General features: G+C 51.6%; 19 protein-coding genes and 3 tRNA genes. 5 read left to right on the top strand and 17 right to left on the bottom strand.

Annotated elements, in window-relative coordinates:
* Positions 1 to 2: 2 nt before the first annotated feature.
* From WFK81_RS10255 to WFK81_RS10270, 4 genes are all read left to right on the top strand, one after another.
* On the top strand, positions 3 to 470 hold the full coding sequence (locus tag WFK81_RS10255) for a CBO0543 family protein (RefSeq protein ID WP_336786297.1): 468 nt from the start codon (positions 3 to 5) through the stop codon (positions 468 to 470).
* Between the two features lie 80 nt (positions 471 to 550).
* Positions 551 to 712, top strand: coding sequence for an asparagine synthase (locus WFK81_RS10260; RefSeq protein WP_336786298.1), 162 nt, complete (start codon positions 551 to 553; stop codon positions 710 to 712).
* Positions 713 to 892: 180 nt separating this feature from the next.
* Positions 893 to 1,810: a cation diffusion facilitator family transporter gene (locus WFK81_RS10265; protein WP_336786299.1), complete on the top strand. Its 918-nt coding sequence runs from the start codon at positions 893 to 895 to the stop codon at positions 1,808 to 1,810.
* Positions 1,811 to 1,941: 131 nt separating this feature from the next.
* The gene (locus WFK81_RS10270; protein ID WP_336786300.1) at positions 1,942 to 2,892 is read left to right on the top strand and encodes an S-layer homology domain-containing protein; all 951 of its coding nucleotides are present in this window, start codon (positions 1,942 to 1,944) and stop codon (positions 2,890 to 2,892) included.
* 68 nt (positions 2,893 to 2,960) lie between these two features.
* Here WFK81_RS10270 and WFK81_RS10275 read toward each other — a convergent pair whose 3' ends face one another.
* The 6 genes from WFK81_RS10275 to WFK81_RS10300 form a co-directional block, all read right to left on the bottom strand.
* Positions 2,961 to 3,644: a uracil-DNA glycosylase gene (locus tag WFK81_RS10275; protein WP_336786301.1), complete on the bottom strand. Its 684-nt coding sequence runs from the start codon at positions 3,642 to 3,644 to the stop codon at positions 2,961 to 2,963.
* Positions 3,645 to 3,658: 14 nt separating this feature from the next.
* Entirely contained in the window at positions 3,659 to 4,336 is a 678-nt protein-coding gene (rnhA, locus tag WFK81_RS10280; protein ID WP_336786302.1) for a ribonuclease H, read from the bottom strand.
* 145 nt (positions 4,337 to 4,481) lie between these two features.
* A tRNA-Leu gene (locus tag WFK81_RS10285) sits at positions 4,482 to 4,570 on the bottom strand.
* A 22-nt stretch (positions 4,571 to 4,592) separates the two neighbouring features.
* A tRNA-Ile gene (locus WFK81_RS10290) sits at positions 4,593 to 4,669 on the bottom strand.
* Between the two features lie 36 nt (positions 4,670 to 4,705).
* A tRNA-Met gene (locus tag WFK81_RS10295) sits at positions 4,706 to 4,782 on the bottom strand.
* A gap of 151 nt (positions 4,783 to 4,933) precedes the next feature.
* Positions 4,934 to 5,098, bottom strand: a complete 165-nt coding sequence (locus tag WFK81_RS10300; protein WP_336786303.1) for a hypothetical protein — start codon at positions 5,096 to 5,098, stop codon at positions 4,934 to 4,936.
* A 183-nt stretch (positions 5,099 to 5,281) separates the two neighbouring features.
* Here WFK81_RS10300 and WFK81_RS10305 point away from each other — a divergent pair, with 183 nt between their 5' ends.
* A complete protein-coding gene (locus tag WFK81_RS10305) occupies positions 5,282 to 5,794 on the top strand; it encodes a 2'-5' RNA ligase family protein (RefSeq protein ID WP_336786304.1) in 513 nt (170 codons plus the stop codon).
* An 81-nt stretch (positions 5,795 to 5,875) separates the two neighbouring features.
* Here WFK81_RS10305 and WFK81_RS10310 read toward each other — a convergent pair whose 3' ends face one another.
* The 11 genes from WFK81_RS10310 to WFK81_RS10360 all read right to left on the bottom strand — a co-directional run bounded on the left by WFK81_RS10310 (position 5,876) and on the right by WFK81_RS10360 (position 22,263).
* Positions 5,876 to 7,417 carry an ABC transporter substrate-binding protein gene (locus WFK81_RS10310; RefSeq protein WP_336786305.1) on the bottom strand — a complete coding sequence of 514 codons (1,542 nt, stop codon included), beginning with the start codon at positions 7,415 to 7,417 and terminating at the stop codon, positions 5,876 to 5,878.
* A gap of 7 nt (positions 7,418 to 7,424) precedes the next feature.
* Positions 7,425 to 8,309 (bottom strand): ABC transporter ATP-binding protein, encoded by an 885-nt coding sequence (locus tag WFK81_RS10315; protein WP_336786306.1) that lies wholly within the window; start codon positions 8,307 to 8,309, stop codon positions 7,425 to 7,427.
* 6 nt (positions 8,310 to 8,315) lie between these two features.
* Positions 8,316 to 11,231 carry an ABC transporter permease gene (locus WFK81_RS10320; RefSeq protein ID WP_336786307.1) on the bottom strand — a complete coding sequence of 972 codons (2,916 nt, stop codon included), beginning with the start codon at positions 11,229 to 11,231 and terminating at the stop codon, positions 8,316 to 8,318.
* Between the two features lies 1 nt (position 11,232).
* Complete coding sequence (locus tag WFK81_RS10325; RefSeq protein ID WP_336786308.1) at positions 11,233 to 12,306, bottom strand: efflux RND transporter periplasmic adaptor subunit; 1,074 nt, start codon at positions 12,304 to 12,306, stop codon at positions 11,233 to 11,235.
* Positions 12,272 to 13,003, bottom strand: a complete 732-nt coding sequence (locus WFK81_RS10330; protein ID WP_336786309.1) for an ABC transporter ATP-binding protein — start codon at positions 13,001 to 13,003, stop codon at positions 12,272 to 12,274. Before WFK81_RS10330 ends, WFK81_RS10325 begins: the two co-directional genes overlap by 35 nt.
* Before the next feature lie 174 nt (positions 13,004 to 13,177).
* On the bottom strand, positions 13,178 to 14,902 hold the full coding sequence (locus WFK81_RS10335) for a methyl-accepting chemotaxis protein (protein WP_336786310.1): 1,725 nt from the start codon (positions 14,900 to 14,902) through the stop codon (positions 13,178 to 13,180).
* 176 nt (positions 14,903 to 15,078) lie between these two features.
* Positions 15,079 to 15,726, bottom strand: a complete 648-nt coding sequence (pyrE, locus tag WFK81_RS10340) for an orotate phosphoribosyltransferase (RefSeq protein ID WP_336772669.1) — start codon at positions 15,724 to 15,726, stop codon at positions 15,079 to 15,081.
* A gap of 3 nt (positions 15,727 to 15,729) precedes the next feature.
* Complete coding sequence (gene pyrF / locus WFK81_RS10345) at positions 15,730 to 16,455, bottom strand: orotidine-5'-phosphate decarboxylase (RefSeq protein WP_336786311.1); 726 nt, start codon at positions 16,453 to 16,455, stop codon at positions 15,730 to 15,732.
* A 129-nt stretch (positions 16,456 to 16,584) separates the two neighbouring features.
* Positions 16,585 to 19,803, bottom strand: coding sequence for a carbamoyl-phosphate synthase large subunit (gene carB / locus WFK81_RS10350; protein WP_336786312.1), 3,219 nt, complete (start codon positions 19,801 to 19,803; stop codon positions 16,585 to 16,587).
* A complete protein-coding gene (locus WFK81_RS10355; protein ID WP_248757754.1) occupies positions 19,790 to 20,935 on the bottom strand; it encodes a carbamoyl phosphate synthase small subunit in 1,146 nt (381 codons plus the stop codon). Before WFK81_RS10355 ends, carB begins: the two co-directional genes overlap by 14 nt.
* A 35-nt stretch (positions 20,936 to 20,970) precedes the next feature.
* A complete protein-coding gene (locus WFK81_RS10360) occupies positions 20,971 to 22,263 on the bottom strand; it encodes a dihydroorotase (RefSeq protein ID WP_336786313.1) in 1,293 nt (430 codons plus the stop codon).
* Between the last annotated feature and the right edge of the window lie 19 nt (positions 22,264 to 22,282).

Below are 22,282 nucleotides of genomic sequence, written 5' to 3' on the forward strand. Positions count from 1 at the left end.
CCATGGATATGATCATTCTTTACTCGGTTTGCATCATCATAGTAATTCTGTTGATTATCTTTATTAGAAAGAAAAATTTGATCGAAGCTCAAATTAGTTTTTTATTTATGCAGGTTCCAACCTGGTTATTTGGTTCCTTGGTTGTTAAAGGGGGATTAATCGAATATCCCGTTGGATTACTTAGCGTTGTGTATAAAGCAAGCTTCACCTTCGAGTTTTTTGTATTTCCTTCCATAAGCGCCATCTTTAATGTTCATTTCCCAAAAGGGAAACCCTGGTATTACAAGACGGGTTACATCCTTATATTCCCTGCAGTTATGACCTTAATAGAAGTCTACCTTGAAAAAAACACGGAATTGATCAAATACTTAAATTGGACATGGTATATGAGCTTCATCTCGATCACCTTAACTCTTTTATTGTCTTATTGGTACTACCTTTGGTTTTTTAGTAAAGTGACAAAAGCTTAGCTTGGGCGAGCTTCATGAATTTTCTGCCTGAAATCGCACAAACTATATTGTCTTGCAAAACAACCGAAGGAGTGGATATCATGCGTGAAGGTTTGATTCCTGCCGTTCTCGGAACTGTCGTGTCGGCCTCTGGTGCGTCCCTGATAAGAAAAAGCAAGTATAAGCTTGTAGGTACCGGCGTTCTCGGATTTGGCCTGGCCCATATGGTGCTTGGCGCCATTGACCTGATTGAGCACCGTTAGTTTTGCAGGACAAGCAGGGAGGGAGCCCTTGGCTCCCTCCCTTTCCGCTGACTTTTTAACTGCGCCTAAAAATCTTGACCCGTTGCAACACTGTTTCTCTAGACCCACACGACCTTCATCATATATGATAAGGGTCGTTGTTTTTTTGCGTGGTTAGGAAATTACTGGAGGTTGTAAAGAGTGAGCGATTTAAACGTATCAAGTACAAAAGTTTCCTCGAATGTCTTTGCCATCTGGATCAGCTTATTCAGCAATCTGATTCTGACGGGCATTAAACTAATTGTAGGCCTTATGTTCAAAAGCCAGGTTCTAATTGCCGACGGTGTACATAACGCCGGCGACGTCATTGCGTCGATGGCTGCCTTGGGCGCGGCAAAGGTTGCGCAAAAGCCTGCGGACGAGGACCATCCATACGGTCATGGCAAAAGCGAGCTGATCGGATCCGCGATGGTTGCGATTATTATGGTGGTCGCCGCTTTATTTATCGCCTATCATTCCTTTGAATCCTTTTTCCACCCTGCGGCCGCGGCAAGCATGGTCGCGTTTGTTGCCGCAGTCGTCTCCCTCTTCTGGAAGCTGTGGCTATACATTTATTGCATGCGTATCAGCAAGCAGACGAGCAGTAAAAGTCTGGAGGCTACCGCTTTCGATCATCTGGCCGATGTTTATGCGTCGCTTGCTGCCGTTATCGGCATCGGGGCTGCTATCATCGGGGAAAGAAACGACATCGCCTTCCTAAGCTACGGCGATGCGGCTGCGGGGATTGTGGTTGCCTACTTCGTATTGAAGCTTGCTTATCACATGGGGAAAGAAGCGGTAGACGTATTGATGGAAAAAACCGTGTCTCCGGAAATGCTTCAGGACTACGAGCGTCTTGTCTCCACTATCCCGGAGGTGAAGCGGATTGACAGAATCCGGGCGAGAGAATTTGGCCAATATGTCATGATTGACGTCCGCGTCGGCATTCCCGGAGAGCTTACCATTCAGCAGGGTCATGATGTCTCCCGAAAAATAAAACAAATCATTCTTGACCATCACAAGGATGTGGAAGAAGTCCTGATCCATTTGAATCCGTGGTATAAGGATAATTCGAAATAGCCCTACTCTAAAGACCTGCAAAGGTCTTTATTATTTTTCGTATCACTCTTCTCTTTTTGGTGCAACAATACCAATATGGAACTCGTTATTATAGATGCTATAGCAAATTTCAAACAAGAGGAGAGTCGATGATGAAACTAAAAGCAGTTCTATTGTTAGCCATGTCCATGCTGCTTGTATTTACTCTGGGACAAACCGTTTTCGCCTTCAGTGATACTGGCAAAGATGCGAATAAATCAAAGATTGAGTCCCTGGAAAAACAAGGGGTTATTAAAGGCGAAAAGGGCAATAAATTCAACTCCAACGGCAAGCTGACCTATGCTGCCGGCATTTCGATGATCGTCAAAGCTTTTGACCTCAATATCGACAACATTCGTTTCATTAAGAAGCCTGAAGTGGCCGATTATTATCCGAATCTGAAGAACGGCTCATGGTATGCGGATGCGTTTATCATTGCCCAATACAATGGCCTGGAAGTACCTAAGAACGTAAAAGCCAACGATGAAATGACACGCGAGCAGTTCGCCCATCATCTCTTCAAGGCTATTACGAAAAAAGGCGATTTCGCCTTTATCGAACTGTACATGACGATTAACGACGAAAAGGATGTTAACAAGGATTATATGAACAGCATCCAAAAGCTGCTCATTTCCAAAATCGCAACGCTGGATAAGAAAAACAATTTCTATCCGAAACAAAAAATTACGCGCGGCGTGGCTGCAGGCTGGTTGTACGACGGTGTCGAGTTCGTAAAGAAGACGCCAACAATCCCGGCAGTACCTGCTCCGCAGCCGATTCAAGATCTTAAACTGACCGTAACTTCGGTGACCAAGGATATCAACAAAGTAACCGTGTCCGGTCAAGCGCCTCATCCCGGCTATGGCCTGCGCATTACATCGATCTCCTTCGTTGATGGTCAAGCGATTATCAAGGCAGAGACGGTTCAACCGGATCCGAACAAAATGTACCCGCAAGTGATTACGGAAGTTAGCGCAACCACTTATGTAGACGCGGTTTACAAGCCTGTATTGGCTTCCACGAAGGCCGATACATCCGTAAGCAGCTTGGCTTCAGCTAGCTAATATCCATCAAAGGAAAAGCCTCCAGGTCATCTCACATGATGGCGCTGGAGGCTTTTTGCGTATTCATATTATTCGGGCTGGGCAGGCAGTCTCCAGTCAATCTCCGGACTGCCAATACTTCGAAGGTGTTCGTTCACTCTCGAGAACGGGCGGCTGCCAAAAAAGCCTCTCCGCGCCGCCAGCGGGCTTGGATGCGCCGAGCTGATCACTGGATGCTTCCCGGTATCAATAAAGGCCGCTTTATCCTGGGCATGCTTGCCCCATAAAATAAACACAACCGGTTCTTCCCGTTCATTCAGCTTGCGTATAATCCGGTCGGTGAACCGCTCCCAGCCCAGCTTCTGATGCGAATTGGGCTGACCCTCCTCGACGGTGAGAACCGTGTTAAGTAGCAATACTCCTTGCTTGGCCCAAGACACAAGCGAGCCATGCTGCGGAATCGGACAACCGATATCCTGCTGCAGCTCTTTATAAATATTTCTCAAAGAAGGCGGTATAGCAATCCCCTCTTGTACCGAGAAGCTAAGCCCATGCGCCTGACCAGGGCCATGATAAGGATCTTGACCGATAATGACAACTCTCGTCTGTTCATAGGGAGTATACCGCAGGGCATTAAAAACATGCTCGGCCTTCGGATATACGGTCTTCGTTTCATAGAGCCCCCCAAGCTGCTCTGCCATCTGCTTGAAGTAAGGCTCGTCCAGCTCGCTTTTCAATACCTCTGCCCAGTCATTGTTCAGCTGAAAATCCATCTGTCTATTCCCCTTTATTTCCTCCCGAAATCTGCGCGGATTTCTCCCCATTCTTCCGTATTCCATTTCACGACTTTATTGCTGTACGTATTATTTCGAAGCCAGTCGAGCGCCCAGTCGGCCAGCTCCCAGATCTGCTTCGTTGAAGCATCCCTCACAAGACTTGAAGCAATCTTCTTGTTCCGCAGCCAGCTTAATGCCGTTCTTGAGTCGCTGTAGACGGTTTGGTTGCTTCCTTGCTTCTTGAGATAATCAAGCGCGTGAACAACCGCAATAAACTCGCCAAGATTATTGGTGCCATTCGGTATAGGGCCCACATAGAACAAGATATCGCCTGTTTGCGTATCCACGCCTTTATATTCTACCGGCCCGGGATTGCCCCGTGTGCCAACGTCAACGGAGATGCTGTTATAATCAATCTCCTGTTCCTCCGCAGCCGCAGCGGCCGGTTTGGAGGCGTAAAAGGCAGGTTTGCTTTTTGCCGGCGAAGCCGCAGACGTTGACGCCCCTTTCCCCTGGCCCCAATGGTTTTTCCAGCCTTCCTTATACGCTGCTTCCGCCTTATCTCTCGATTCAAAAGATTTATATTTCGCTTCCGGATACCCATTCACCTGCGCTTGGCACTCCGGCCAACTCTTGTACACGCCCGGCTGCTTGCCTACCCAGACGACATAATGTTTGCTCCCAGCCATCCATGAACCACCTTTGCTTCAACATTGTCTTCCTATTGTAATGGATTCGCGGACAATCATCCATAGTCAAGTAAAAACCCCTTTCAACGACCATAAGGTCAATCGAAAGGGGTTTATCTTATAATTCCTATGTAGTTCTGAAAAATGGTGCCGAGGACGGGAATCGAACCCGTACGGTGGTCACCCACCGCAGGATTTTAAGTCCTGTGCGTCTGCCAGTTCCGCCACCCCGGCATTTTTGTCTTGATGCTTCAAATGGTGGGCCCTGAGGGACTCGAACCCACGACCAATCGGTTATGAGCCGACCGCTCTAACCAACTGAGCTAAGGGCCCTCGATAAACGTCAGAAACACGTTTCGGTCGAGTGGTTGGTTGCGGGGGCAGGATTTGAACCTGCGGCCTTCGGGTTATGAGCCCGACGAGCTACCGAGCTGCTCCACCCCGCGATATCCATTTGTTAAAGTCATCAATTTGAAATGGCGACATGGATTAATATACTATACTCCTATATGCAGAGTCAAGCATTTATTTCTCATCTAGGAAAAAAAATGAACATTTTTTATTTGAGCATATCGCTGCGCCCTCTGCAACATATGCTTAAATAAGAAAGCGTACCCCATAACGTCCTTTTCTCGAACGGAAAACCTCGATCTCCTGCGGGCATTCGTAGCCGTAAACCCACCAGTCATTTTCCATCCTTCTTACAAGACAGCCAGCCTGAAATTTGGTTTCGTATAACCGCACCCAATATATCCATTTCATAACGGATCCCTCCTCGCGATATATAATGCCCAAATTCGGTGAAATCAAGCAAATCGGGTATAATCAAAATATCGAGCGGCTTCGCCGTCTTTAGAAGAAGCAGCATACGTTTCGCGAGTGTAAAATATGCACAGGATAAAGATAACCTATCCTTCTAATAATCGAATAAAGGAGCTGATGAGTATGCTTTACGGTATTGCGGTATTCCCTTCACAAGCTGTACAGGACTTCGCCAACAGCTGGCGTATTCGACATGATCCGCATTATTCGATCATTCCGCCGCATATGACGGTCCGGGATAAAGAAGAGCTCTCCGATGCTCAATTGCCGGCTATTAGCGAGCATCTGGACGCCGTTGCTTCTCAAACCAAGCCTTTTCGGGTCCGGTTCAACCGCGTTTCCTCGTTCTATCCTGCAAGTCATGTGCTGTATTTGGCGCTGGAGGATCCAACGCCAATGATCAAGCTGCACGAAGCCGTCTGCAGCGGGCCGCTGCATGTTCCGGCTCCTAACTTCGTCTATACTCCTCATGTGACGATCGGGCAAAATATGCCGCCTGATGAGCTTCATGATCTCTACGGCAATCTTCGGATGTCGGCCGTTGACCTGACCTCGACGATTGACCAATTGCATCTGCTTCGCAAGACCGCAAGCGGTATGTGGCATATTGACAAAACCTTTGATCTGCAAGGATAGGGTGAGGTATGAATGCTCCGTTGCTTTAAAAGAAAAAAAGTGGCTGTGCCAGTATAGTTCTGGCACGGCCACTTTTCTATATTAACCTGCCGGTACGGCTTCCACGGCCGTATCATCAAGCGGCTTAACGATTGGACCACCGCCGCCGCCTTCACCGTTACCGCCGTTCGGATTCGTTTTTAACTTCTCGAGGACGGCGTTTCCTTTTGTCTCCCATTCCTGGAGCGCTTCCTTCGCCGAAATATCCCCTTTGATCACCTTTTGGAACAATTCGTAACCAGGAGATTGCGCTTCCCAGATACCCGGCTTCTCGCGCATCAGCTTCTCCGTATCGGTAGATTGCGGAGGAACCGGCTTCAGCGTCGTAAACGCGTTGATGTTATAGTTTAGTCCGTTTTTCGGTTTCAGGAATTCTTTGCGCGCAACCAGCTCATACGAGCTGCGAGATTTCAGCTCCGCCCAATCCTTGCTGTTCGTAAATTGCACGAAATCCCAAGCGTCGTCAGGGTTTTGCGCTTTCGCGTTGATACCCATCAGCTGGCTGAAGTAGATATTGCCCCCGATGCCGGGTTTGGAGGTTTGAGTCGGCATCGTCACGACATCCCAGTCAAACGGCGTGAAGTTTTTAATCTTCGATGCATTGTTCATCGCATTGCTGATCTCATTAATGTAGCCGTATTCCGCGACTGTCATGGCTACTTTTCCGTTCAGGAACATATCGCTGCCAAGCGGGTTGTAAGAACCTGGATTATCTCCCGAAACTTTTGTCTGCCAAGCGCTCATATCTTCCTGGCTAGGAGAGATTTTTTGTTTGTAGAGATTGGCCACCGCATTCCATGCGGATTCCCACTGCTCGTTGTTTACGAGCATTTTCTCGCCTTTGTCATCCCACATCTTAAGCTGCAACGGAGCCGCGTAGGTCTGCACATCGCTGAATCCGTCGCCTGCCCAACGGTTAATGGAGAGACCAAACTTACGGTCCGCGCCTTCGCCGTTAGCTACGCGCGATGCCAAGTTGATGACTTCATCCCACGTCATGTTGTCCGTTGGAACATCGATGCCTTGGTCAGCGAACAATTTCTTGTTGTAGTACAAGGCGGATGAGCTGAAAGTAGGCGTCAAAGCATAAATATTGCCGCTGTCGTCTGCCGATTTGATGCCGTCGATAACGGTTGGCACATAGTCGGTCAGGTCAAATTTGCTCTTCTGGATAAGCGGATCCAGCTGCTGAAGCAAATTGTCTTGGATGAGGCGGCGCAGCATGCTGTAATCCAAAATAACAACGTCAACCGGATTGTCGCCGGTCAGCATTTCTTTCATTTTCTCGAAAGGATCCGGCTGTTTTGTGATGCCGTTTGGATCCGGCGTATCGTATCGTTGATCGTTGTAATCAATCGCGCTGACGATTTCGAAATCGATGTTCTTGTGCATCATTTCATACGTATCGGTATATTGCTGGCGGACGTACGATTCATTATCCGTTCCTCCGTACAAAACGCCAAGACGAAGCACATGCTTCTCCGCCGTGCTCTCGGAGCCTTTGCTGCAGGCCGCAAGCAAAGATGTTGACATAATTAGTGATAAGGACAAGAAAGTAACTTTAGACGCCCATTTCCTCTTCATTCGGTTTCTAACCCCCCAGTGATTTCGGCGGTGTAATAATAATCCGCTCGCCGTCAAATTCCATCGATGCCTTGTCTTTAATGTTTAGTGCGCTCAAATATTCTTTCGGTACCTGCAGTCGGCCGACGCGATCCACGACAACATAAGCCTCATGAACGGCTTGTAGTCCCTTCTCCTCCTGCTCTTCCTCACCTCCACCGGGAATCATATTCGGATTGCGTTTCAGAAATTCCGTGCTCGTTAATCCGTCGCGGATGGCAACGACACGGTCCACCTTGCCGGCAAGCGTAAGATCGTGGGTAACAATTACAATCGTTACCCCAAGCTCCTTGTTGAGCTTTCGGAATATCCCCATAATGAGATCCGATGTTGCTGTATCTACGGAACCGGTAGGTTCATCGGCAAGCAAAAGCTTAGGACGGTTGCACAGCGAAATCGCGATAGCGACACGCTGCTGCTCACCGCCGGAGAGCTGATGCAGCTTGTTATGCATCCTCTCTTTGAGACCAACCCATTCAAGCAGCTGCTTGGCGTAAGCCCTGTCTACCTTGCCGGAGAGCATCATCGGCATTTCGACGTTTTCCAGTGCCGTCAGATACGGCAGCAGGTTGCGGGCATTATTTTGCCAGATAAAACCGACGGTTTCGCGCTTGTATTTCACCAGATCGTCTTCGGTAATTTTGAGCAGATCCCATGGCCCGACATGGACGGATCCGGCGGAAGGGCGGTCAAGCCCGCCCAATATATTCAGCAAGGTCGATTTGCCGCTTCCGCTATTGCCGATGATAGCCATTAGCTCTCCGTCTTCGACCTTCAGGTTCAGGCCTTGCAGAGCGACGACCTCCAGATCGTCGCTTTTGTAAATTTTGACGAGTCCTTCGCAAGTAATCATGAATGTTTACCGCTCCTCTCCCATTTTGACTGCTTGATGCACGCGCAGTCTGCGGATATGCAGGAAGAGCAGCACTGCTCCCGTCACCATCATAAATCCAACAACCGCGTAAAGCTGATTCGTATCCTGCGAGTCGAAGACAACCCGGAAAGGAGGAACCGTATCCGCCACATTCTCTGCGGTCTGCAGGAACGGAAGGAAGATAAGACTCGTAATCTTGCCGATCAGAATGCCTAACCCGATAGAGAGCCCCGCCGTGAACAGCTGCTCAAGCAGCAGCATGCCGGTCAGCTGTCTTCTGGAAAGTCCCATGGCCCGAAGTACGCCGAATTGCACGACCCGGCCGGATAAATTAAAGAACCAATACAGCACGTATCCGGTTAAGGTAACAATAACGGATACGAGGAAGCCGAGACTCAGAATCCCGAATACGCCGCCTCTTGTCGGAAGCTTCGATTGGGTAATCAGCTCCGAGCGCACATCCTTGATGTTGGCGATATCGATGCCTGCCTTCTGCAGCTCCTCTACAATCGGTGCCACTTTGGCATCCGGCTTCATCTTGAGCCATACCTCGTAAGGCATCATCGGCAGCTGGTCATAGATATAATCCAGATTCGTGATAACAAACGGCGATTGATCTGGATATTGCGTCGGCCAGTAAGGAAGAATGCCTACCACAACGAAATCCAGCATGCCTTCCGAGAAGCCGACGGAGATGAGATCTCCCGTCTTAAGCTGATATTTCTGTGCAACATTAGAAGGAATAAGCGCCGCTTGCTCGTACATGCCTAAATAATTCAAATAGTTATAAGGATGGACCGGGAACAAGTCGCTGCGGAACCATGCGACCTTTGCAAAGTCCACATTGTCAATCCCCATAATGCTGCCCTGCCCGATCGACCGTCCCGATACAACCACATTGCCCTTGGTCTGTAGAACGCGGGCAGCAGCTTCAACGCCTTCCAGCTTGCGGAAGATTTCAAACGGCGGTTCATTGTACAAAATTCGTGTTGGTACCGGCTGCTGACCGCCTCCGCCACCACCGCCGCCTCCGCCGCCGTTACCGCCTCCACCTCCGCCGGATCCGCCGCCGTTGCCGCCGCTTCCTCCGCCGTTGTTCCCACCGTTGTTCCCGCCGTTTGGCCGCAGCACCTCGACTGTTCCTTCCCATACCGTCTGAACGGTAACATCCGTACCGTATTTGTATAACGTGCGTTCGGTGGAGTTAAGATCGATAGTCCGCGCCGCGGAAGCGTTGTAGACGCCAAGGCCAAGCGTCAGAATAAGCAAAATCATCAGCGGATAATAACCTTTGGATGAGCGCGATAATTGTGTCAGCGTTAAATATAGCGGTACCGGAAGGAACTTGCGTCCCAGCCAGTTAAACAGCTTCAGCAGCCACGGGAACAACCGCAGGCAGAAGAGGCCCAGCGCAAAGATGGATAATGCCGGAACAAAGAACAAGAACGGTTGAACGTTTAGCTGATCGGTTGTCATGCCGGTCTGGAAGGACAACATCTGGCGTTCATTAAACATGTACCAGCCGTATCCGGCCACTCCCAGCAATACGACATCGAGGAACCAGCGCTGCCACAACGGACCGCGGTCCGAACGGGCCAGCTCTCTCTTATAGCTGACAATAGAGGAGCGAGCATAGATAACCGCCGGAATGACGGTAGAAAGCACGGCCAGCAAGACAGCCGCTGCCCCGGCTATCATTGCTTCTATAGAGAAGCCTACCGGGATCGATTTCCGGTTAACGAAGGACAGGAAGCCGTCCGCGGAGCCTATGCTTTTCGCCATAAACCAGCCTATAAACGGTCCCGCTACAATGGCCAGACCGCCAAGCAGCAGGCCCTCGAGCAAATAAATCCATATAATCTGCCTCGTTCCCGCTCCCCTGCTTCGCAGAACGGCTATATCGCTGCGCTGCTTGTCAAGCGATTGGCGGGCATTCATCGCTATAAAGTAGAACACCATCGCCAGCATCGGAGCTGCCAGCGTGAAGAGAAGCGTCTGAAGCTGCAAGCTTTGCTTCTTGAATTCGGTCAGCGTTGAGGCGAAGGAAATTTCCACTTTTGCGCCTTTGAGCTTCTGGTACAAGTCGATGTTGAGCCGGTCCAGCGTCCGTCCAAGCGGCGACAGCTGGCTGGTCTTGATTTGGGAAAGATCAAACGCATAGTACCAGCTTGCATTGTTCACCGGGATACCTGCCTTCTGAATCAGGGATCCCATAAACTCGTCTTCGCTGATCTGCAGCGTATTCATCATGCCTTCCAGCCCCTGATACCAGTATGGATCGGTCTGATTCAGCGGCTTAACAACGCCTACGATCTTGACGCGAAGGGTCATATCCAATCCGCCGTATACGGGATATTCGAGAATATCGCCGACATGGAGATCGTTGCGGTACATCCCTTCCTCCAACATGACCGCTTCGAGAACGTCATCCTCGCCTTCCGTATTTTTGAACCATCGGCCTTGCGTAATTTCGGTTTTCTCTTCAAGGTCCGCCATCGTCATAATCGTCATTTGGCGGATACGGCTTGCGTCAACCTTGGACGGATCCTCCGGCACAACCTCGGCGCCCCGAATGGAATAGCTGGACAGATTTGTCTGATAAGGGAAGCCGATAAGACCCGGAACATCTTCTTTAATGAAGCGTTCCAATTCCTTTAATGCCGCAGGATTCGTCTTCTCGCCGCCCGGCACCTGATAGCGCATTAACAGCGAGCCTGCGGGGAGTCCGTCGCTTTTCTCCTGCAGTGACTGGGCAACAACGCGCTTTAACGCGCCGTCCGCGTACATCGGAATACTCGTTGCAAATGCAACGGCCATAATTAAACCAGCTAAAGTGCTTAACGTCAGCCAGCGGGTATTCCACATTTTGCGGAACAAAAATCGGAATAATGGAATCCCCATGCTATTTACCTACAACTTTCTGGCCTGGCGTAAGTCCTTTAATAATTTCGATCTGCGTTGCCGTTTGCTGGCCAACCTCGACGTCCACCTCCTGCTTCCCTTCCGCGTCTACGACCTGAACATAGGTTCTAGAGCCGATCGTACGAAGGGTGGATGGCGGAATAACGACGACGTTTTCCTTCCTTTTCGTGATAACGTTAATGGATAATGGCGTACCGCGGCTAATCGTTTTAGGCAAATCCTTCACTTCGATTATCATAAAATCTTCCGGACGTTCTCTCTCCGGCTGCTGGCCTCCGCCGCCGTTGCCTCCACCGTTGTTCGAATCGGAGGCTGTTACCGGGAGCGCCTTAACCGTTCCCTTGAATTGCCCGGCATTGTTGATATCCACAACGACCGGCATGCCTGCCGCAATCTTGGCTTGTTCGTCCTTCGTCAGCTTGGCTGCCGGCACAAGCAGGCTTGTATCCGCAATAACGGCTATCGGGTCATACGCTTTGATCAGATCGCCCTTCTGTACGTTCAGCGTTACGACCGTTCCGCTAAACGGCGCGGTCAAGACCGCACGGCTGATTTGCTCTTCCAGGTCTGCAAGAGCCTGCTTCTTCTCCTCGAAAGCGATCGACTTCTCCTCGAATTCGATCGGATCCATCTCGTCCTTGCCTTGAAGCGCTTCTTTCATCGCCGTCTCTTCCCTGCGGAACGCCAGCTTCTGGTTGCGTAGATCCTTCTGCATCAGCTCGACGTCGAGCACGCCAATCGTCTGGCCCGCCTTCACCTGATCGCCGGCTTTAATGTTCAGCTCCTTCAGGCGCATGCCGTCCAGCGTAAAATAAAGCGTCTCTTCCTGCTGCGAGATCATCTTCCCGATAACCTGCACCTTCGTCTCCAAAGTAGCCGTCGTCACTTCGTATTCCGGCTTCTTCGAGATTTGAGGCGGTGCGATGGACGGCAGCACCTCCTCTTCCGGTTCATTCGGCAGCAGGGAGCAGCCGCTGGTCATCAAGACCGAAGCCGCAATCATCACAGCCGCGGAACGCTTATATAAATTTCCCGTCCACCATTTCATAGACATGATCGGCAACCTCCAAAATTGTAGGATCGTGTGTTGTCATGCAAATCGTAACTTGTTCCGTGCGAATGATATTTTGAAAGACCGCCATAATCTGTGCGGACATATTCGAGTCGAGCTCGGCGGTTGGTTCATCCGCCAGCAGGAGAATAGGCTTATGCGCAATGGCTTTCGCGATTGCCACGCGCTGCTGCTCGCCCCCGGACAGCTCGAACGGACGGTGATGCATCCTTTTCTCGAGACCTACCAGCTCGAGGCAATAAGCGACCCGCTCCTTCCACTCTGACCGGGGTGTTCCGGCCATCCGGAGCGACAGCTCTACGTTCTCCCAAGCCGACAGCAAGGGCATTAACGCAAACGCCTGAAAAATAAATCCCATTTCCTTGCGCCGGATCAACGTGCGCTCGGTGTCGTTTAATTTGTGAAACGGCTTGCCGTTAAACCAGATCTCGCCTTTGCTTGGCGTATCCAGCCCCCCGAGGCAATTCAGCAGCGTTGTTTTCCCGGAACCCGAACGGCCCCGGAGCATAACAAGCTGACCCGGTTTCAGTTCCATATGGAGTCCCTTCAGAACGCGCAGCGGCGCTCCTCCGGCCTGAAATGTCCTTTCTACGTCTACAACCGACAGCAACCTGTTGTTATGTAATTCATTGACCTGCTGCCCTCCATCTTGTCGTTCTTCCTCTTCTGTTGCCGCCATGAACGGATGCGATACCTCCCCTATTGCTCTTTCATAATTCTCATCTTAAACGTTAGACGTTGCGGGTTCAGAAAAAGTTCCAAACGGAAGAAAAATCTTCAAAAAATAAAAAAGCATCGTACATATTGCCGCCAAATCGGACATATATACGATGCTTTTGCTAACTTTTTACGGCTAATTCACTTTAAAATAGTTCACTTCTCTGTTCAGCTCCCGTGCAACCCCATCCAATTGACTTGCCGCAGTAGCAATACTCTCCATGAGGGCTAGCTGCTCTTCGGTTGCCGCGGCGACGCTTTCGGTCCGTTCCAGGTTAGCCGCAGCCGAAGACGCCGCTTGATCCATTGAGGCATTAACCTCCTCGGAGCTCGCCGACATCTGCTCGGTAATGGCCGAATTCTCCTGCAGTTGACCGGCCATCGTATCAATGGCTGCCACGATAACGGACAAACTGTTCTGAAGCTCTTCCACCCGGCTGTTGCCGCGCTGCACTTCCTCCAGCGTCCGGGCCATATAGCCGGAAGCGCCCGCAATCTCGCCTCTTGTCTCGCCTACCAGCTGATGAATGCTGTCCGCGGATTCCAGGGAGCTTGCCGCCAGCTTGCGAATCTCGCCCGCAACAACCGCGAAGCCGCGGCCCTGCTCGCCCGCTCTAGCCGCTTCAATGGAGGCGTTCAGCGATAAAATATTCGTCTGGTTCGCAAAGGCGGTAATGTTCTCGGCTATCGAGCCAATCTGCTGGGACCGTTGCTCCAAGGTTCCAATCATTCCCGCGAGCTGACCGATCACTTCCTTGATTTCGCCCATCTGTTCGATCAGGCGCCCAAGCGCCTCCTGTCCTTGACCCGCTTCACCGGCCGTTAATGCCGATTGTTCGGCCGCAGCAGCCGTATTTTCTGCCAAACGCTGAATGCCGATAGACATCTCGTCAATCGCCTTCGCCGTTTCTTCGGCGCTGCGTGCCTGCACCTCCGTCCCGCTCGTCACCTCTTGAATGTTCGCCGCTACATGCTGCGAGGCAGAAGAGGATTCCTGCGACACAATATTAAGCTGGCTCGTGGAGGCAGCGACATGCTTGGCATTTGTTGAAATAGACGTGATAAGCCGTTTCAGCACGCCAATCATTTCATCTACCGAGCGTAAGCTGTCGCCAAGCTCATCCTTGCTGTATTTGACGTTCCGTTCCGCGGTCAAATCCCCTTCCGCCACCAGCTTTGTCCGTATCTTCACGGCGGATACCGTCTTCATGACGCTGCGGATCAAGTAGAAAATAAGCGCCGCCAGCAAAAGGGTTGCAGCCGCCATACCGATGTAATTGCCCGTTTTCGTTGACGCCAGCTGCTGCTTACTGTCCGTAATTTGCTGCTTGGCATAGCTGTCCAGTAAATTAAATATATCATCCACGCCTGACCGGGCTTTCTCGAATTGTTGATGGATTTCTGCATCCTTTGCAGTTGCCGTACCGGCTTGAACTTCGCTCTTGACAACCGTTGCCCATGCGCTGAAATTCGCATCAAAATCCTGAATCAGCTGTCCAATCGTCGCTCCGTCCTCATTTTGCAGATCAAGCAGATGCTTTGCCTCAAATATTGATTTCGCTTCATTTACCCGGTCTTCTGCTTGCTTCAGATTCTCGGCAAGCACATCGTTCCAAACCTTCTTATCCTCTTCCTTTAAATCGCCAAAAGCTAAATATTGATAAGCGGAATAAGCTTGATACAAATCACGATCCGCATTCAAGATAAGCGATGTAGAACGGGCAGATACGCCGTATACTTCATCGGACATCGTTTTATTCACCCGCACCAGCTCCGTCAGCGAATAAATCCCCGAGAAGACATAGAAAAAAAGCGGTAATGCTCCGATTAAAGCCATTTTCCATCGTAAATTGAATCTCATCTGCACGACTCCCCATTTCATCCATCTCAAATATAACGACCTAATAAGATATCGGTAAAAAATGAGGGGTTCGCAATAACTGCTGCAAACAATTTAATAAATTTATGTCGAATTTATTGAAAACAAAAAAGAGCAAATCCCTTTCGGGAATTGCTCTTCGCTCGAACAGTCGGCTCTTACTTGCCGAAAGCTTCCGGATTTGCGCGCCATGCCTGGAGCGTTGCGATATCCTCGCTTTGCACTTTGCCGATTTCAACAGCCGCTTCAATCAGAGCGCTGTAGTTGGACAGCGTTTCAAGCGGCATATTTTCCGCCGCAAATGCGTTTGAAGCCTTTTCGAACTGGTAAGTGAAGATCGCCAGAACGGATAATACCTCCGCGCCTGCCTCGCGAACCGCAAGGCCGGCTTTCAGCGAGCTCCCGCCGGTCGAGATGAGGTCCTCGATAACGACAACCTTTTGACCAGGGTTGATTCGTCCTTCGATCTGATTTTGTTTGCCGTGGCCTTTTGCTTTATCGCGGATGTAAGCCATAGGAAGGTTCAGCTTTTGAGCCACCCATGCCGCATGCGGGATGCCCGCGGTAGAAGTTCCGGCGATGACTTCGGCATCCGGGTAACGCTCGCGGATTACGGTAGCGAAACCTTCCGCAATCATGTCGCGGATTTCAGGATAGGTCATAGTCAGACGGTTATCGCAGTAGATTGGCGATTTCAAACCGGATGTCCAAGTAAAAGGATCATTCGGGCGAAGCGCCACCGCTTCGATCTCCAGCAGTTTTGTTGCGATTGCGCGCGGCAATTCCGTTAAAGTTACGTTCGTCATGGCTTAGATCAGCTCCTCGATAATTGATTCCAATGCTTCACGCGGGCTAGCCGCTGCCGTAATCGGACGTCCGATTACCATATAATCCGTTCCTTGCTGCAAGGCTTCGCGAGGCGTCATAATGCGGGACTGGTCGTTTGTAGCCGCCCAAGTCGGGCGAATGCCGGGCGTTACGGTCTGGAATGCCGTACCGCATGCGGCCTTAATGACTTCCACTTCAAGCGGTGATGCCACAACGCCGTTCAGGCCAGCGCGTTTCGCCAGCTCCGCGTAACGGACTACCGCCTGTTCCACCGTGCCAGCGATTCCGATCTCTTCGTTTAATACCTGTACATTGGTGCTGGTGAGCTGCGTTACCGCAATAATTGCCGGTCTTGCTTGGCCGCTCGCGAGCGCGGCTTCCGCGCCTTCCACAGCCGCTTCCATCATCGCCGCACCGCCGGCTGCATGCACGTTAAACATGTCCACGCCTAGCTTTGTGACGCTGTTCGAACCGCCTTTTACCGTATTCGGAATGTCATGCATCTTCACGTCCAGAAAGACGCGGTAGCCGCGTTTCTTCAATTCTTCTACGAACGACGGACCCGCCGCGTAAAAGAGCTGCATGCCAACCTTCATATAACACGGGATGCCTTCCAGCTCGCCAAGCAAGCGCTCGGCCGAAGCCGCATCCGCATAATCAAGGGCAACCATGACTTTGCCCGCCGCTTGTTCTCTCGTTAAACCCATCGCAATCAAAGTCTCCTTTCGCTTCCGAGGCCGAAATAAACGGCCATCCGCCGGCCTCGGGGCAGAAGCCCGTTTAGAAGCTTCCGCCGCCGAAAGCAACCGGCGCTGGCCGTGCTTTCATGTATTCAATTACTTCTGCAGCACCGGCATAGGGCGCGAGGAGAAGTTGATCGACTCGAGCATACGCAGCAATGCGCGTACGGTATCAAGCGATGTCATACATACAACTCCGTTCTCTACCGCTTCACGGCGGATACGGAAGCCGTCACGCTCAGGCGTTTTGCCTTTGGTCAGCGTGTTGATCACGAATTGCGCTTCGCCTTCGCGGATCAGGTCAAGAATGTTAGGAGCGCCTTCGCTCAGCTTGTTCACGCGTCTTACGCGCATGCCTGCTTGTTCGAGCGTATCGGCAGTACCGCCGGTAGCGATGATTTTGTAGCCCAGGTCGTAGAAGCCGCGAAGCAGTTCCGTTGCTTCTTCTTTATCTTTATCCGACACCGTTGCGATAATCGAACCGGACATCGGGATTTTCATGCCAGCGCCGATAAGGCCTTTGTACAGGGCTTTTGCGTATTGCTCGTCGCGGCCCATAACTTCGCCCGTCGATTTCATCTCCGGAGTCAGGGTTGGGTCAACGCGGCGCAGCTTCGCGAAGGAGAATACCGGTACTTTAACCGATACGTAGTTGTCTTCGCGCCACAGGCCGTCTACATAACCGAGATCGGCAAGCTTAGTGCCAAGGATTGCTTTTGTTGCCAGGTTCGCCATCGGCAGATCCGTTACTTTGCTCAGGAACGGTACCGTACGGGACGAACGCGGGTTAACTTCGATGACGTATACTTTTTCGTTGTGGATAACGAATTGGATATTTACAAGGCCAACAACTTTAAGTGCTTTAGCGATTTTGACCGTGATGTCCACGATTTGGTTCTTAATGTCGTCCGAAAGCGATTGCGGAGGATATACCGCGATCGAGTCGCCGGAGTGAACGCCTGCGCGCTCGATATGCTCCATGATGCCAGGGATCAGAACGGTTTCGCCGTCGCAGATCGCGTCAACCTCCGCTTCTTTGCCCAGCATGTAACGGTCGATCAGAACCGGATGCTCCGGATTGATTTTTACCGCTACTTCCATGTAGCTCAGAAGCTCTTCGTCGGAGTATACGATTTCCATCGCGCGGCCGCCAAGTACGTAGGACGGACGAACGAGAACCGGATAGCCGAGTTTTTGAGCGGTTTCTACCGCTTGGTCAACCGAAGTTACCGTGCTGCCTTCAGGCTGGGCAATGCTCAGGTCGCGAAGCAGCTTCTCGAATTTCTTGCGGTCTTCCGCCGTGTCGATGCTCTCGAGGCTCGAGCCCAAGATGCGCACGCCGGCTTTCGTCAGCGGAGCAGCCAGGTTGATAGCCGTTTGGCCGCCGAACTGTACGATTACGCCGATCGGCTTCTCTTGCTCGATAACGTTCATTACGTCCTCGAAGAACAATGGCTCGAAGTACAGACGGTCCGAAGTACTGAAGTCCGTCGATACCGTCTCCGGGTTATTGTTGATGATAACGGCTTCGTAGCCGGCCTTTTGAATCGCCCATACCGCGTGTACCGTCGAGTAGTCGAACTCGATGCCTTGACCGATACGGATTGGACCGGAGCCAAGCACGAGTACCTTCTCTTTCGACGATTCCGTTACTTCGTTCTCTGTTTCGTAAGTCGAGTAGTAGTAAGGCGTCGAAGCTTCAAATTCAGCCGCGCAGGTATCTACCATTTTGTAGACTGGCGTGAAGCCAAGCTCTTTGCGGAACGCACGAATATCATGCTCATTGGTATGGCTGCCGTTCGGGAAGCCTTCCTTGCGGATTTCCGCGATCGAACGGTCGGAGAAGCCTTTGCGTTTCGCTTCGTACAGCGTTTCGCGGGACAAAGCAACCTCGCGGCGGATTTGATCCTCGAATTCAACGATGCCTTGGATCTTATCCAGGAACCACCAGTCGATCTTCGTAATATCCTGCACGTCTTGCAGCTTGTAACCGCGGCGGAATGCTTCCGCTACGAGGAACATGCGCTCGTCGTCCGGCTTAGCCAGGCGGGTCTGCAGTACGGCGTCATCCAGCGTTGCCGCTTCTTTCAGGTGAATGCGGTGTGTGCCGATTTCCAGGGAACGAACCGCTTTGTGCATCGACTCTTCGAAAGTACGGCCGATTGCCATAACTTCGCCGGTTGCTTTCATTTGCGTGCCAAGCTTACGGTTCGCGTTAACGAACTTGTCGAATGGCCAGCGCGGGATTTTCGATACGATATAGTCAAGGGTAGGCTCAAACATAGCGTATGTTTGACCAGTAACCGGGTTAACGATCTCGTCAAGCGTGTAGCCTACAGCGATCTTTGCCGCCATCTTCGCAATCGGGTAACCCGTAGCTTTCGATGCCAGTGCCGACGAGCGGCTTACGCGCGGGTTAACTTCGATAACGTAGTATTGGAAGCTGTGCGGATCCAGCGCGAACTGTACGTTACAGCCGCCTTCGATGTTCAGGGCGCGAATGATTTTCAGCGATGCCGAACGGAGCATTTGATACTCTCGGTCGGACAGCGTTTGGGATGGCGCTACAACAATACTGTCGCCAGTGTGCACGCCAACCGGATCGAAGTTTTCCATGTTGCAGACTACGATACAGTTGTTGTTCGCGTCGCGCATAACTTCGTACTCGACTTCTTTCATGCCGGCGATCGATTTCTCGATCAAGCATTGGCTGATCGGGCTGTAACGGATACCCGATGCAACGGTCTCGCGGAGCTCTTCTTCGTTCGCGCAAATACCGCCGCCCGTACCGCCCAGCGTGTAGGCCGGACGAACGATGATCGGATAACCGATTTCGTTGGCGAAGTTAACGGCATCTTCTACCGTCGTAACGATAACACTTTCAGGTACCGGCTGTTCCAGCTCGCGCATCAGGTCGCGGAACAGGTCGCGGTCTTCCGCCTTCTCGATCGCAGTCAGCTGCGTACCGAGAAGCTTCACGTTTTCCGCTTCCAGAACGCCTGCGCGGGCAAGCTCAACGGCCATGTTCAGGCCGGTCTGACCGCCGAGCGTTGGCAGAAGTCCGTCCGGACGTTCCTGGCGGATGATTTGGGATACGAAATCAAGCGTGATCGGCTCGATATATACTTTATCCGCCATGTTTGTATCCGTCATGATGGTTGCAGGGTTGCTGTTGATCAGAACGACTTCATAGCCTTCTTCCTTCAGCGCTTGGCAGGCTTGCGTGCCTGCGTAGTCGAATTCCGCCGCTTGTCCGATGACAATCGGGCCGGAGCCGATTACGAGAATCTTTTTGAGTTCCTTATTTTTGGGCATATTGAAGCTCTCCTTTCAACGTTGCCGCCAGCACAGCTTGACGAGGTTTTTGCGGGTTGTTTTGTTTGTGGTCGCGGATCATGTCCAGGAATTCATCGAACAGATAGCTGGAATCAAACGGGCCGGGCGCAGCTTCCGGATGGTATTGCACCGAGAATGCCGGGTATTTGTTATGTTTCAGACCTTCAATGGTCTTGTCATTGTTATTAATGTGAGTAACGGAGAGCTCCGTGCTGTTGATCGAATCTTCGAGAACCGTGTAACCATGGTTCTGCGAAGTTACGTAGCAGCGGCCGGTTGCCAGTTCTTTAACCGGATGATTGCCTCCGCGGTGACCGAATTTAAGCCTTGTCGTATCCGCGCCGCAAGCCAGAGCGAACAGCTGATGACCAAGGCAGATGCCGAAAATCGGAATCTCGCCGAGCAGCTCTTTGATCATTTGAACCGCGTAAGGAACGTCTTTCGGATCCCCAGGGCCGTTGGAGAGCTGAATGCCGTCCGGAGCCAATTTGCGAATTTCGTCCGCCGTTGTGTTATGAGGAACAACCACTACGTCGCAGCCGCGCTGCGTAAGCTCGCGAAGGATGCCGCTTTTCGCGCCGAAGTCGACAAGCACGATGCGAGGACCAAAGCCCGGGCTCGAGAAGACCGATTTGGTCGATGTGCGCGCAACTTGATCCGTCATCAGCTGAATGCCGCCAAGACGTTCTTGAAGCTCTTCCACGCGTTCGGTGCCGGTTGTCAGAACGCCTTTCATTGTACCGTGCTGACGGAGAATACGAGTCAGCATGCGCGTATCGATACCTGTGATACCCGGAATGTTGTATTCCTTCAGCAGGTCGCCGAGCGAATATTGCGCGCGCCAGTTGCTTGGCACCGGCTCATAGCGGCGTACAACAAACCCGTGAATGCTTGGGCGGATCGACTCGAAGTCATCGCGCGAAATGCCGTAGTTGCCGATCAGCGGATAAGTCATCGATACGATTTGTCCACAGTAGGACGGGTCGGATAATACTTCTTGGTAACCCGTAATCCCTGTATTAAAAACAACCTCTCCGAACGTTTGCGTCTCCGCGCCGAAAGATTGTCCGGTAAACAACGTTCCGTCTTCCAACAATAATCTTGCTTGCATCCGTATCACTCCTCATCAGGTCTTCGTATGTTCTATTAGTTAGCGGATTCGTTGTATACGATCTTGCCGTCAACGATTGTAGCCACTGGCCAGCCTTGCAGCTTCCATCCGCCAAATGGCGTGTTATTGCTCTTCGATGCGAAGGTAGACGGATCTACCGCACGCTCGCTATCCAGATCGACGATCGTCAGGTCGGCAGGCGCACCTGCTTCAATGCGGCCGGTAGGCAGGCCGAACACGCGGGCCGGGTCGGCTGTCATGCGGTCAAGCAGGAAGCCAAGCGTCCATTTGCCTGTTTGCACGAACTTCGTGTAGAGCAGCGGGAAAGCTGTCTCGAAGCCTACGATGCCGAACGGCGCAAGCTGCATGCCGCGCGCTTTCTCTTCCGCGCTATGCGGTGCGTGGTCGGTAACGATCATGTCGATCGTGCCGTCCTCCAGCGCTTCGATAACCGCTTCTACGTCGCGTGGCGTGCGCAGCGGGGGGTTCATTTTCCAGTTCGAGTCAAAGCCCGGGATATCTTCGTCGGACAAAACCAGGTGATGCGGGCAAACCTCAGCCGTTACCCGTACGCCAATCTGCTTCGCAAGGCGGATCAGGCGAACCGATTGCTCGGTGCTGACATGGCACACATGGTAGTGCGCGCCTGTTGCTTCGGAGAGAAGAACGTCGCGGCCGACATGAATGGCTTCCGATTCGTTCGGAATGCCTTTCAGCCCATGCTTGCGGGAGAAAGAGCCTTCGCTTACGTACAAGCCTTCAACCAGCGTGTTGTCTTCGCAGTGCGCAATGATTGGCATATTCATCGATTCCGCCAGCGCCATCGCGTCCTTCATCATTTGCGCGCTTTGAACGCCTACGCCGTCATCCGTGAAGCCGATTGCTCCCGCTTCTTTCAATGCGGCGAAGTCCGTCAGTTCGCGGCCCAGCTGGTTTTTCGTGATGGCTGCGTAAGGAAGAACCTTTACAACGCCTTCCGCCGCGTTTTTATCCAGAATGTATTTCACCGTCTCTGGCGTATCCACCGAAGGGCGGGTATTCGGCATGCAAGCGATTGTCGTGAAGCCGCCTTTGGCTGCCGATCTTGTGCCTGTCGCGATGTCTTCTTTATATTCGAAGCCCGGATCGCGAAGGTGAACGTGCATATCGATAAAGCCCGCCGATACGAGCTTGCCTGCTGCGTCGATTACTTCCGCAGAGCCTGTGTCCGGTGCTGCGGAGCCGTCAACGATCTCCGCGATTTGTTCGCCTTCGAGGCGGATATGTTTCTTTTGCAAGCTTCCAGAAGCTTTATCCCATACGCTACCGTTGATAATCCATACTGACATTGTTTTGTTCACCTTCCGG

The sequence above is a fragment of the Paenibacillus sp. MMO-177 genome (assembly GCF_037147795.1).
GTDB lineage: Bacteria > Bacillota > Bacilli > Paenibacillales > Paenibacillaceae > Pristimantibacillus.